Annotated in this window: 8 protein-coding genes and 5 pseudogenes; 10 read left to right on the forward strand and 3 right to left on the reverse strand. The window is 72.7% G+C overall.

Translation table 11 applies throughout. The features are described from left to right. Both JNW91_RS24830 and recG read left to right on the forward strand, forming a co-directional pair. Window positions 1-1,087: pseudogene (locus tag JNW91_RS24830) on the forward strand (DAK2 domain-containing protein); the annotation flags it as partial. Further along, a pseudogene (recG, locus tag JNW91_RS24835) lies at window positions 1,084-3,281 on the forward strand (ATP-dependent DNA helicase RecG). The pseudogenes JNW91_RS24830 and recG, both read left to right, overlap by 4 nt. 108 nt (window positions 3,282-3,389) lie before the next feature. Here recG and JNW91_RS24840 read toward each other — a convergent pair. Continuing rightward, complete coding sequence (locus JNW91_RS24840; protein ID WP_203177815.1) at window positions 3,390-4,910, reverse strand: cell wall anchor protein; 1,521 nt, start codon at window positions 4,908-4,910, stop codon at window positions 3,390-3,392. Between the two features lie 306 nt (window positions 4,911-5,216). Between JNW91_RS24840 and rsmD the strand changes: the two genes are divergently transcribed. The 8 genes and pseudogenes from rsmD to mutM form a co-directional block, all read left to right on the forward strand. After that, window positions 5,217-5,780 carry a 16S rRNA (guanine(966)-N(2))-methyltransferase RsmD gene (gene rsmD / locus JNW91_RS24845; protein ID WP_203177816.1) on the forward strand — a complete coding sequence of 188 codons (564 nt, stop codon included), beginning with the start codon at window positions 5,217-5,219 and terminating at the stop codon, window positions 5,778-5,780. Beyond that, a complete protein-coding gene (coaD, locus tag JNW91_RS24850; protein ID WP_203177817.1) occupies window positions 5,777-6,259 on the forward strand; it encodes a pantetheine-phosphate adenylyltransferase in 483 nt (160 codons plus the stop codon). The genes rsmD and coaD overlap by 4 nt, the downstream gene beginning before the upstream one ends. A 228-nt stretch (window positions 6,260-6,487) precedes the next feature. After that, a complete protein-coding gene (locus tag JNW91_RS24855) occupies window positions 6,488-6,985 on the forward strand; it encodes an SPFH domain-containing protein (protein WP_203177818.1) in 498 nt (165 codons plus the stop codon). Window positions 6,986-7,095: 110 nt separating this feature from the next. Further along, the gene (locus JNW91_RS24860; protein ID WP_203177819.1) at window positions 7,096-7,659 is read left to right on the forward strand and encodes a YceD family protein; all 564 of its coding nucleotides are present in this window, start codon (window positions 7,096-7,098) and stop codon (window positions 7,657-7,659) included. Between the two features lie 5 nt (window positions 7,660-7,664). Further along, complete coding sequence (rpmF, locus tag JNW91_RS24865) at window positions 7,665-7,838, forward strand: 50S ribosomal protein L32 (RefSeq protein WP_030335284.1); 174 nt, start codon at window positions 7,665-7,667, stop codon at window positions 7,836-7,838. 114 nt (window positions 7,839-7,952) lie between these two features. Further along, on the forward strand, window positions 7,953-8,936 hold the full coding sequence (locus JNW91_RS24870) for a phosphate acyltransferase PlsX (protein WP_203177822.1): 984 nt from the start codon (window positions 7,953-7,955) through the stop codon (window positions 8,934-8,936). Next, a pseudogene (gene rnc, locus JNW91_RS24875) lies at window positions 8,933-9,682 on the forward strand (ribonuclease III); the annotation flags it as partial. The gene JNW91_RS24870 and the pseudogene rnc, both read left to right, overlap by 4 nt. 202 nt (window positions 9,683-9,884) lie before the next feature. Then, window positions 9,885-10,727, forward strand: a pseudogene (gene mutM / locus JNW91_RS24880) (bifunctional DNA-formamidopyrimidine glycosylase/DNA-(apurinic or apyrimidinic site) lyase); the annotation flags it as partial. 60 nt (window positions 10,728-10,787) lie between these two features. On the opposite strand, the gene JNW91_RS24885 reads toward mutM, so the two are convergent. Continuing rightward, a complete protein-coding gene (locus JNW91_RS24885) occupies window positions 10,788-11,630 on the reverse strand; it encodes an endo alpha-1,4 polygalactosaminidase (RefSeq protein ID WP_203177821.1) in 843 nt (280 codons plus the stop codon). Between the two features lie 116 nt (window positions 11,631-11,746). Next, a pseudogene (locus JNW91_RS24890) lies at window positions 11,747-12,524 on the reverse strand (CAP domain-containing protein); the annotation flags it as partial. Window positions 12,525-12,647 lie beyond the last annotated feature (123 nt).

Genomic DNA, 12,647 nt, shown 5'->3' on the forward strand with positions numbered 1-12,647 from the left:
GCCGCAGCACGTTGGCCGGCCTGGCCCGCGCGGGCGTCGGTCGACGCGGGCGGCAGGACTCTGCGTGCTGCTCGGACGCCCTGGTCGAGGTGCTCACGGGGGAGAGCGCCGCCCGGCCGCGCCGACGCCACGCACCGCCCGCCCGGCGGCCACCGCCGCCCGCGAGACCGGTTCCGAGGAGTACGCCTACGAGGTCCAGTTCCTGCTCGACGCCCGGGCCGAGGCGGTCGCCGGGATGCGACGGACGCTGGACGCGTTGGGCGACTCCCTGGTCGTCGTCGGCGACGGGCGTGAGCCGGAGAGCACCTGGAACGTGCACGTGCATGTCAACGACGTGGGCGCCGCGGTCGAGGCGGGCGTCGCCGCCGGCCGTCCGTACCGGATCTCGGTGACCCGCTTCGCCGGCCAGCCGGAGCCGTCGCCCGGCCCGGCGGCGGACGGCCGGGCGGCCGTGGTGGTCGCCACCGGCATCGGGATCGCCGAGTTGTTCGCCGCGGAGGGCGCCACGGTGGTGCCGGGCAACCCGTCCACGGGGGAGCTGCTGGACGCGGTGCGCAGCACCAACGCCGCCCGGGTGGTGGTGCTGCCCAACGATCCCAACACGGAGGCGGTGGCGAGTGCGGCGGCCCGCGAGGCACACCGGTACGGCATCAAGGTGAGCGTGGTGCCGACCCGTTCACCGGTGCAGGCGTTGGCCGCCCTCGCGGTTCGTGACGGCGCCCGCCGCTTCGAGGACGACGTGATCGCGATGGCCGAGGCCGCCGGCGCCTGCCGCTACGCCGAGGTCTGCCACGCCGGCCGGGAGGCGTTGACCGTCGCCGGCCCGTGCCACCCCGGCGACGTGCTGGCGCTGGTCGAGGGGGAGGTGCACCTCATCGGCGTCGACCTCACCGACACCTGCGCCGCCGTCGTCGACCGGATGCTCGGCGGCGGTGGGGAGCTGGTCACCCTCCTGGCCGGGGTGGACGCCCCGGCCGGTCTCACCGACGCCGTCCGCGCGCACGTCGCGCGGCGCTGGCCGTTCGTCGAGGTGCAGGCGTACCCGGGCGGCCAACCGTTCTATCCACTGCTGGTGGGGGTCGAATGAGCGAGCCGGCCACCGTGGACACCCCGCTGAAGAAGCTCGTCGGGGACAAGACGGCCAAGGCGTTGGCCTCCCACCTCGACCTGCACACCGCGGGTGACCTGGTCTACCACTTCCCGCGCCGCTACGACGAACGCGGCGAACACACCGACATCCGCGCACTGGACGTGGGTGAGCAGGTCACCGTGCTGGCCCAGGTGCAGCGCACCGCGGTACGCCCGATGCGTCAGCGCCGGGGCAACCTGCTGGAGGTGACCGTCGGCGACGGCTCCGGTGGTCTGCTCACGTTGACCTTCTTCGGCAACCAGGCGTGGCGCGAACGGGAGCTGCGCCCGGGCCGGTGGGGGCTGTTCGCCGGCAAGGTCACCGAGTTCCGGGGGAAACGTCAGCTCAACGGCCCGGAGTACGTCCTGCTCGGCGAGGGCGGCGACGGTGAGGCGGCGGTCAGCGACGAGATCGAGGAGTTCGCCGGCGCGCTGATCCCCGTGTATCCGGCGGCCGCGGCCGTGCCGACCTGGGTGATCGCCCGCTGCGTACGGGTCGTGCTGGACACGTTCACCCCGCCGGAGGATCCGCTGCCGGCCACCGTGCGGGCCAGCCGCAACCTGGTGGACCTGGGCGCGCGCTGCGGGAGATCCACCGACCGTCCACCAAGGAGGCGCTCTACCGGGCGCGGCGGCGGCTCAAGTGGGACGAGGCGTTCGCCGTCCAGCTGACCCTGGTGCAACGCAAGCACCGGGCCGCCGACTGGCCGGCCCGACCCCGCCCGGCGCGCCCCGGTGGGCTGCTGGACGCCTTCGACGCCCGCCTGCCGTACGAGCTGACCGCCGGCCAGCGTGACGTGGGCGTGGAGATCGCCGCGGACCTGGCCGCCCCGCACCCGATGCACCGTCTGTTGCAGGGTGAGGTGGGCTCGGGCAAGACGGTGGTGGCGCTGCGGGCGATGCTCCAGGTGGTCGACGCGGGCGGGCAGGCGGCGCTGCTGGCGCCCACCGAGGTGCTGGCCGCACAGCACTACCGGGGCATGCTCGACCTGCTCGGGCCGCTCGGGCGCGCCGGTGAGCTGGATTCAGCCGAGCACGCCACCCGGGTGGAGCTGGTCACCGGCTCGCTGGGCGCGGCGGCCCGTCGGCGAGCGCTCGGCGAGGTGGCCAGCGGCGCCGCCGGGATCGTGCTCGGCACCCACGCCCTGCTCTACGAGGGCGTCGACTTCGCCGACCTCGGTCTCGTGGTGGTCGACGAGCAGCACCGCTTCGGTGTGGAGCAGCGCGACGCGCTGCGCGCCAAGGCCGCCCAGCCGCCGCACGTGCTGGTGATGACGGCGACCCCGATCCCCCGGACGGTGGCGATGACCGTCTACGGCGACCTGGAGGTCTCCACCCTCTCCCAACTGCCCCGGGGTCGCTCGCCGATCGCGTCGCACGTGGTGCCGGCCGCCGAGAAGCCGGCTTTCCTGGACCGGGCGTGGCGCCGGCTGCGCGAGGAGGTGGCGGCCGGGCACCAGGCGTACGTGGTCTGCCCGCGCATCGGTGACGGTCCCGGCTCGGAGGAGGAGCCGCCACCGGTCGACGACAACGGTCGGCGGCCGCCGCTGGCGGTGACCGAGGTGGCCCCGCTGCTGGCCGAGGGGCCGCTGCACGGGCTGCGGATCGGGGTGCTGCACGGACGGCTGCCGGCCGACGAGAAGGACGCGGTGATGCGTTCCTTCGCCGCCGGCGACCTGGACGTGCTGGTGGCGACCACCGTGATCGAGGTCGGCGTGGACGTGCCGAACGCGACCGTGATGATCGTGCTGGACGCCGACCGGTTCGGTGTCTCCCAACTGCACCAGCTGCGGGGCCGGGTCGGCCGGGGAGCCGCGGCCGGGCTCTGCCTGCTGGTCAGCGAGGCGGCCGAGGAGTCGTCGGCGCGGGAACGGCTGGACGCGGTCGCGTCCACCAGCGACGGTTTCAAGCTCGCCGAGCTCGATCTGGAGCAGCGCCGCGAGGGCGACGTGCTGGGCGCCACCCAGTCCGGGCGCCGTTCGCACCTGCGGCTGCTGTCCCTGAGACGCGACGCCGACCTGATCCGCGACGCCCGCGCCGAGGCGATCACCCTCATCGAGGAGGACCCGGAGCTGACCCGCAACCCGGCGCTGGCCGCGTCGGTCGCGGCCCTGGTCGACGAGGACCGCGCGGAGTACCTGGAGAAGGGCTGAGGCCGGCCGGACGACGAGTGACCACGTCTCGTCAGCGGAAGCCGGCCAACGACCGAGGGCGCGCCGACCGGATGGTCGACGCGCCCTCGGGCTTCAGCGCAGGTCAGGTCAGGCGGTGAAGGTCACCCGACGCCGACGGGCGATGACGAAGAGCACCGCGCCCGCGATCAGCAGGGCGATCGCGCCGGCGGCGATGCCGCCCGCCGCCGCACCGGTGACCGGGAGGCCCGGCTCCTCGCCGCCAGCGCCCCCGCCGCCGCAGTTGCCCTCCGGCGTGTAGATCGCCTCAAGCTCCAGGTCCATGTCGGGCAGGGCGACGATGGCCGTCTTGTCCTTGCCGGCCTTGAAGGTCACCGTCTCCGACGCGCCGGCCGCGACCGTACGGGTCTCGGTCTTGCCGTCGTAGGTGAACGTCGCCTTGACCGGGAGCCCACCCTCGGGGTTGGTCGCGGTGAGGGCGAAGTTCTCGCAGTCGGCCTTGGTGGTGATGGCCGGCAGCGGGCAGTCCTCGGGGCGCTGCCACGAGTACGTGCCGTTCTCGACGACCTTGCCGTCGACCAGCACCTCGATCTTGCCGGCGTCGGCGGCGGGCACCACGATGCTGCTGTCGGCCTTGCCGGCCGCGACGGAGACCTTCTTGGTGAAGCCGTTCTCGGCCTTCACCTCGAACTCGACCGCGTACTTGCTGATCTTGCCGTCGTTGCTCAGCGAGACGGCGACCGAACCGTCGCACTTGGACGCGAAGGTCGACGCCGGGGTGGTGCAGCTCTTGTTGCCGCCGTTGTACCAGCCCTGCGGACCCTTGGACCGGTTGCCCGGGGCGCCCGGCGAGCCCAGCTTCTTGTTGTCGTAGCGCTTGCCGCCATCGACCAGCTCGTCGATGACCTCGTCCTTACCGCCCCAGATCAGGTCGACCTGGGTGTGGCAGTCCGGGATCTCGACGTTCAGCGTGATCTCGGTCTGGGTGCCACCGATCCAGTCGCTGTCCGGCGTGCCGTAGACGTACTGCGGGGTGGCGAACTGCGGCCGGGGCGCGAAGTACGACACCAGCGTGAACCACTGCTTGCCCTCGCCGCAGAGCGGCAGGTCACCGTCGAGCTTGACGGTGGCGGTGCCCTTCGGGCCGTCGAAGGTGTGGCTGTACTCGGCCTTGTCGACCTCGACGCACTTCGGGGACGGCGCGCAGGACTTGTCGGCCGCGAGGTTGATGGTGCCGTCGTTGGTGGCGTCCTTGGTGTCCTGACCCTCCTTGATCCACAGGGCGTGCACCGTGAGCGTGGCGGTCGTGGTGTTGCCGGGCACGCGCTGGACGGCCACCTTGGAGGATGCCTGGTCGATGACCAGCCCCTGCAGCGGCTTCGCCTCCTTCACGCCGTCGACCAGCGAGGTCACCGGGGTGTCCGGGTTGGCGGTCACCTTATCGAGCGTCGCGTCCTTGTTGGCTTCGCTGTTCTCCACCTTCCACGTGATCACGCGCTCGCCGGTGAGTCGGTCACAGTCGGCGGTGGCGGTGATGGTGGTGTGGTGTGCGCTGGCTGGGGTGGCCACCGCGACGACCCCGGTGAGCCCGATCAGGGCGGCTCCCAGGATGGCCAGCGGTCGCCGTAGCGACAGCTTGGGACGGATCACGGGTACTCCTGGAGTGCTGAAGCGTCGGGGGTGTGGCACGGGAGTGACAGTGGACGGTCAACTGCACGTCCGATCGGAGAGGCGTCGTCCCGTGCCGTGGGCCGGTGGGTTGCCGCCGGCACCCGGCAGACCCTAGCGAGATCGCCGCGCGTGAGACAGCGCTCAGGATTTGCTAAGACGGATGTTATGAACTTGAGATCATTGATATACGAGAAGTGATCACATGGTCGTCGTGGCGGTACCGACGGTGTCGGTCGCCGGGTTCGAGGAGTCGCGTAGCGTCGGGGTCATGAGCAGGAGGAGACGGTGACCCGGATCGTGGCGGGGACGCTCGGTGGCCGGCGGATCGCCGCGCCGCCCGGCGCCGGCACCCGACCGACCTCCGACCGGGTCCGGGAGGCGCTGTTCAGCGCCGTCGAGTCCGAGGTCGACCTCGACGGCGCGCGCTTCGCCGACCTGTACGCCGGTTCCGGCGCGGTCGGTCTGGAGGCGCTGTCCCGAGGTGCCCGGCACGTGTTGCTGGTGGAGTCCGATCCCCGGGCGGCCCGGGTGATCCGGGAGAACGTGACGACCCTGCGGGCCGGCTCCGCCGTACGGCTGGTCACCGGCAAGGTGGCGACGGTGCTGGCCGCCGGACCGGACGGCGGCCCGTACGACGTGGTCTTCGCCGACCCGCCCTACGCGGTGCCGGACGCGGAGATCACCGCCATGTTGACCACGCTGGTCGACGGCGGCTGGTTGGCGCCCGACGCGCTGGTGGTGGTCGAGCGGTCCCGCCGCACCAGGCAGTTCGACTGGGTGGACGGGATCACCCCGGAGCGCAGTCGCCGTTACGGTGAGACCACCCTTTGGTACGGTCGCCGATCATGAGACGTGCGGTGTGTCCCGGCTCCTTCGATCCGGTCACCAACGGACACCTCGACATCATCGGTCGGGCCAGCCGGCTGTTCGACGAGGTGATCGTCGGCGTGCTGGTGAACCAGTCGAAGAGCGGCCTGTTCACCGTCGAGGAGCGGATCGACATGCTCCGCGAGGTGACCGCCTCGTACGGCAACGTGCGGGTCGAGTCGTTCCGGGGGCTGCTGGTCGACTTCTGTCGGGCCCAGCAGGCGAGCGTGCTGATCAAGGGTCTGCGGGCGGTCAGCGACTTCGACTACGAGTTGCAGATGGCCCAGATGAACATCGGTCTGGCCGGCGTCGAGACGTTGTTCATGCCGACGAACCCGCTCTACTCGTTCCTCTCCTCCAGCCTCGTCAAGGACGTCGCCAAGTGGGGTGGCGACATCTCCGCGCACGTCCCCGACCCGGTTCGCGAGGCCCTCCAGGCCCGCCTGGGCCCGCGCCCCTGAAGCACCGGCCTCTCCCGCGATCGCGCCCTCCGGCTGCGCGCTCGTCCCTTTCGTGGCGGTCTGCGGCGGCGGAAAGCGCGCGATCGGCGGAAAGTGACGGTGTCGCGACGCGCCGGGTTGGGGTGGATGGGCGCGTGTGGGGCGGGCACGACATGATTGGTGAAGCGGGGAACCGGCCGTAGCCCGCATCATGGAGGTCGGCCGACGAACGACAGGAGTGAGGTACCGGTGGACCCGCTCGATCGCATCGACGAACTGATCACCATGGTGGAGCAGGCCCGCTCCGTCCCGATGTCGCGGAACAACTGCATGGTCGACCGGGGCGAGATGATCGCGGCCCTGGACGAGATGCGCGCGGAGCTCCCCGCCGACCTGCGTCGGGCCGCCGCGCTCCTGGACGAGCGCGACAAGATCATGGAAGCCGGCAAGCGCGAGGCGGACCGGATCATCAGCGAGGGTGAGGCAGAACACGCCCGCCTCGTCTCGGTGAACGAGATCACCGTGTCGGCCGAGCACGAGGGCGCCCGGATCATCGCCGAGGCCCGGGCCGAGGCGCAGCGCCTGCGTGAGGAGGTCGACGACTACGTCGACACGGCGCTGGCCAACTTCGAGCAGTTCCTCACCCGGGCCCTCGCCTCGATAGAGCGTGGCCGCGACAAGATGCACGCGCTGCGGGAGATCGGCACCTTCGGTGGGGATGAGGCCGAACGCCCGCTACCCTTTTGAGCGGCACCTCACCAGCCGACATTCTCGGGCGGGCGTCGCCCCCGGTTCGACGGTCCGGCGGTCGCCCAGGTAACCTTTTTTGTCGGCCTCTCACCGGCCGGAGTCTGACTATGCCCAAGCACTCGCCATCGACACTCGACCCCAGGTCGCCGCTGGTCCTCGACACGAGGGACCTGCCGCGCCGCCCTGGTGCGTTGCGTGAGGTCCAGCGGGTCGTGCCGGCACCGGCGGACCTCGGTGTGGAGTTGATCGGCGTGCCGGAGGGCGCGGACCTCGACCTCGATCTGAGGTTGCAGTCGGTGTCCGAGGGTGTGCTCGTCTCCGGGACCATCACCGGTCCCATCCGGGGCGAGTGCGGGCGCTGCCTACGCGAGATCAACGAATCGATGGCCGTGACGATCCAGGAGCTGTACGCGTACGAGAACAGCACCACGGACGCCACGACCGACGAGGACGAGGTGGGCCGGATGCAGGGCGATCTGATCGACCTGGAGCCGGCGCTGCGGGACGCGTTGGTGCTCACGCTGCCGACCAACCCGCTCTGCCGGGAGGACTGCCCAGGACTGTGCCCCGAATGCGGGGTGCACTGGGACGATCTGCCGGCCGACCACAGTCACCAGCAGATCGACCCGCGTTGGGCGGGCCTGTCGCAACTGACCCGTACAGAGGAGTAAGAACCGTGGCCGTCCCGAAGCGCAAGATGTCGCGCAGCAACACCCGGTCCCGCCGGGCGAACTGGAAGGCGACCGTGGTCGCGACCGTCGCGTGCCCGCAGTGCAAGTCCCCGAAGCTGCCGCACGCCGCCTGCTCCGTCTGCGGCACCTACAACGGCCGCCAGGTTCTCGAGGTCTGACCTGGACGCCGAGTGACGCCCCCGACCCCAGGTCGGGTGGCGCGCGCACCCTGGCATTCGCCCGGTGCCCCGGCTCCCTCCGACGCCGGCCGGCCCAACCCGGCCGACGTTCCAGTGGAGCCGGGCACCGCGCGGATCGCCGTTGACCTCCTCGGCGGGGACGATGCTCCCGCCGTCGTGGTTGACGGCGCTCTGCGGGCCCTGCGCGCCGACCCTGACCTGCACCTGCTGCTCGTCGGCCCGACCGAGGTCGCCGACGAGCTGATCGCTGCCCTCGATCCCGGCCAACGGGCCCGGATCACCGTGCGGCCGGTCCGCGATGTCGTCGGCATGGCCGACCATCCCAGCGCCGCCCGCGCGGAGAGCACCGTGCGGGCCGCGGTCACCGCCGTCCGCGACGGGACCGCCGACGCCCTGGTCTCGGCCGGGGCCACCGGCGCCACCGTCACCGCCGCCGTGCTCGGCCTCGGCCGCTGGCCGGAGATCCGCCAGCCCGCCCTGGTCGCCACCCTGCCCGCGGTCACCGGGCCGGTCGTGCTGCGCGACGTCGGCGGCTCGCTGGAGCCCCGCCCCGCCACCCTCGCCCGACACGCCGTGCTCGGCGCCGCGTACGCCGCGGTGGCGCACTCGATCGCCGAGCCCCGGGTCGGCCTGCTCTCGGTCGGCACCGAGGCGGGCAAGGGCGACCGGGTCCGCCGGGCCACCGACCCGCTGCTGGCCGTCGAACCGCTGCCCGGTGGGGCGCGCTACATCGGCCTGGTCGAGGGGTACGACGTGGCGCTGGGTGCGCGCGCCGATGTGGTGGTCACCGACGGCTTCACCGGTAACGTGCTGCTCAAGGCCATCGAGGGCGCGTACGCCATGGCCGGCGGCCCACCCGTCGGGGGCGGCGCCCCCCGGGCCGCCGCGCTTCTGGGCGTGGCGGGAACGGTGGTCGTCTGCCACGGTTCCGCTCGCCCCGACGATGTCGCCTCCGGCATCGCCCTCGCCGCCCACCTGTGGCGACGGCGCGCCACCGACCTGGTCTCCGCCCTGCTCGACGGCGACGTCGCGACGGAGAACACCGACCGCTCCACCGACACCGAGGTACGCACATGAACAACGACAAGCGGCGGCGGGCGTCCGTCGGTCACCTGGAAGCCGCGTTCGGCGTGAGCCTGGAACCGGAGCTGCTGCAACGCGCGCTGACCCACCGCTCGTACGCGTACGAGAACGGCGGTCTGCCCACCAACGAGCGGCTGGAGTTCCTCGGCGACTCGGTGCTCGGCGTGGTGATCACCACGGCGCTCTTCCACAACCACCCGGACCTGCCCGAGGGGCAGCTCGCCAAGCTGCGCGCCAGCGTGGTCAACATGCGGGCGCTCGCCGACGTGGCACGTGGCCTGGGCCCGGACGGCCTCGGCGCGTACCTGCTGCTCGGCAAGGGCGAGGAGACCACCGGGGGTCGGGACAAGGCGAGCATCCTCGCCGACACCCTGGAGGCGCTGCTCGGCGCGATCTACCTCCAGTACGGGCTGGACACCGCCGGCATCGTCATCCACCGGCTCTTCGATCCGCTGATGGCCGAGTCGGCCGGGCGGGGCGCCGCGCTGGACTGGAAGACCAGCCTGCAGGAGCTGACCGCGTCGCTCGGGCTCGGGGTGCCGGAGTACCGGATCGAGGGCACCGGCCCGGATCACCTCAAGACGTTCACCGCCTGGGTGGTGGTGGCCGGCAACCGGTACGGCGGCGCCGAGGGGCGCAGCAAGAAGGAGGCCGAGCAGCGGGCCGCGGAGGCGGCGTGGCGGACGCTTGCCGACCAGAACGACCAGGATCGCGCGAGTGGCCGGGACGGTCGGGTCGGCCGGGACGGGTCGGCCGACCGGGAGTCGGTCGGGCCGCTGGAGCGGGCCGATCGGGCGGCTCGGAGCGAGGAGGCCGACCACCTGGCGCAGGTGATGTCCGCCGACGTCGCGGCCCAGCAGTCGTCCGCCAACGGCACGGCCCCGACCGGTGCCGAGCAGAACGGGATCGGCGCCGCCGACGACCGAGGGACGGGTCTGCGGCGTGCCTGAGCTGCCCGAGGTGGAGACCGTCCGGCAGGGGCTGGCCCAGTGGGTCATCGGCCGTCGGATCGACTCGGTGGAGGTCCGCCACCCCCGCGCGGTCCGCCGGCACGTCCCCGGTGGCGCGCACTTCGCCGACGTGCTCACCGGCCGGACGGTGCTGGACGTCCGACGGCGCGGCAAGTACCTGTGGCTCCCCCTGGACAGCGGTGACGCGGTGATCGGACACCTGGGTATGTCCGGTCAGCTGCTGCTCCAGCCACCCGGCACCGTGGACGAGACGCACCTGCGGGTGCGGTTCCGGTTCGCCGACGACGGGCCGGAGCTGCGCTTCGTCGACCAGCGCACGTTCGGCGGACTGTCGGTCAGCGAGGGTGGCGCCGAGCTGCCCGCGGAGATCGCGCACATCGCCCGCGACCCGATGGACCCGGAGTTCTCCGACGCGGAGTTCGTCGCGGCGCTGCGCCGGCGGCGGACCGAGGTGAAGCGGGCCCTGCTCGACCAGACCCTGATCTCCGGGGTGGGCAACATCTACGCCGACGAGGCGCTCTGGCGTGCCCGGTTGCACGGTGTCCGCCCCACCGACGCGCTGACCGGCCCGGCCGCACAGCGCCTGCTCGGTCACGTCCGGGACGTGCTCTCGGAGGCGATCAAGGAGGGCGGCACCAGCTTCGACGCTCTCTACGTCAACGTCAACGGTGAGAGCGGCTACTTCGACCGGGAGCTGAACGTCTACGGGCGCGAGGGTGAGCCGTGCCGGCGGTGCGGTACGCCGATCCGCCGGGAGGCGTTCATGAACCGTTCCTCGTACAGCTGCCCGCGCTGCCAGCCACGGCCCCGGGGTGCTTCGGGGATGACCCGGAGCCGGCTCCGGGTCGGGGCCGGCGGGTCGCGGCCAGCCGTCTCAGGGCAGCGGGCAGGGGTCCCGCCAGGCGTCCAGGGTGCGTTTCTTGCGGATCGAGGCGAAGCCGTAGCCGACGGTCGTGACGCAGAAGTCGCCGGTCGATCCGGTGTACTCGACGTGGAAGACCGGTTTGCCCTCGTCGGCGAACGGCAGCAGCTTGGCGCACTGGGCCAGGCGGACGCACTCCTCGTTGACCGCGAAGTCGAAGTCGGGCGCGAGCGCGGCGAGCTGCGGCACGTCGTTGACCAGGCCGGGGGAGAGGCTCAGGGAACGGGCCAGTCGGGCCAGCCGGCGGTTGAACAGCAGCTGGTCGTCGAAGTCGAGGGGGAAGCCGGTGCGCGACGCGTACCCGTCGGCGTCGGCGAGGGCCACCGCGCCGAAGCCCTTGCCCCGGCACAGCCGGAACCGGTCGGCCAGCACCGGCTCCAGCGCGTCCCACCCCCGGACGTCCAACCACCGGCTGTCGGGTCGGCGCCCGACGGAGCCCCGCACCGCGTCGGGGAAGCGGTTGGCGTCCGGGTCGGTCGAACGTACCGAGCCGACGTGCACCTGGCAGATCAGCCGCCGGTCGCGGGAGCGCAGCTCGGCGGTCTGCGCGGCGGTGGTGTCCACCGGGTCGAGCAGGAAGACGTCCGCGTCCACCGTCGGGTCGAGCGGGCCGCTGAGCTGCCACTGCCACTGCCAGTGGCGGGACTGCTCGGTCGGCCATCCGGTGGGCGCGCCGGGCGGGGTCAGCTCGGCGCGGCAGCCGTACGCCGGCACCACCAGGACTGCCGCGAGCCCGGCGGCCAGGAGGCGGCGCAGTGAACGCGTCGCGGCACGTCGCCGCGGCCGGATCCGCATCGGCAGCTCCCGGGTCCCGGGCGGCCCGTCGCCGCCCTCACCGGTACGCCGCCCCCACGCCCGGCCCGACGTACCTCACCGGGTCAAACGAGCGCGGGGGCGCGGACGACGCGCGGTCAGCGCGGCGCCGCGAAGACCTGCGTCCAGTACGGGCCGTTGCTGTTGGCGATGCCGACGCCGATCTCGGTGAACGCGCAGTTCAGGATGTTGGCCCGGTGGCCGGAGCTGTTCATCCAGGCGTCCATCACGGTGGCCGGGCTCTTCTGGTTCCAGGCCACGTTCTCGCCGTAGGTGCGCCAGGCGTAGCCGACGCGGTCCAGCCGGGCGCCGGCGTTGCTGCCGTCGCTGCCGGTGTGCGACATGTTCTGGTGGTCGGCCTGGTCCTGGCTGTGCTTCTGGGCGGCGGTCATCAACTTGTCGTCGATGTTCAGCGCCTTGCAGCCGGCCTTGGCCCGCTCGGCGTTGACCAGGTCGACCACCTCGCGCGCCTGGTCGCTCACGGTGCCGCTGGAGCCGCCGGCGCTGTTGGTGGTGCTCGGCGCGCTGCTGCGCGGGGCGCTGCGACGCGACGCGGCGGTGGTCCGCGACGCCGCCGGGGTGGGCTTGACCACCTTGCTGGGAGACGGGCTCGGCGGGGCCACCGTGGGCGTGCCGGTCGGGGAGGGCGCGGCGGGGGTGTCGAGGGTTGGCTGCTCGGTCGCGCCGCCGACGCGGCGTACGTGTCGTCGACGCCGTCGGCTCGCCGGCCGTGTCGTCGCCGCCCGGCATCGCGAGCGCCCCGACGCCGAAACTCACCACGAGGGTGGCCGCCGCGGCGGCGCGCCGATCATCAGCGGTCGACGCCCAGCGGCGCGGGGAGCGGTGCCCGCCCTTCGCCGAGGGCCACGCCACCGCGCTGCCCCCACGATCGTCGATCATCGACACATCGACGAGGCGACCCGGGCGAGCTGGTCGGCGTCACCTGGGTCAGTGCCTCGATGCCCGGGCCCGGCGGGCCCGGCAGCGTGTCGAAGAGCC

Source organism: Micromonospora parastrephiae, assembly GCF_016802865.1.
GTDB classification, from domain to species: Bacteria; Actinomycetota; Actinomycetes; order Mycobacteriales; family Micromonosporaceae; genus Micromonospora; species Micromonospora parastrephiae.

Coding starts and splice junctions, on each gene's coding strand:
- coaD (WP_203177817.1), top strand. CDS start 5,777: ATGAGACGTGCGGTGTGTCCCGGCTCCTTCGATCCGGTCACCAACGGA.
- JNW91_RS24860 (WP_203177819.1), top strand. CDS start 7,096: ATGCCCAAGCACTCGCCATCGACACTCGACCCCAGGTCGCCGCTGGTC.
- JNW91_RS24885 (WP_203177821.1), bottom strand. CDS start 11,630: ATGCGGATCCGGCCGCGGCGACGTGCCGCGACGCGTTCACTGCGCCGC.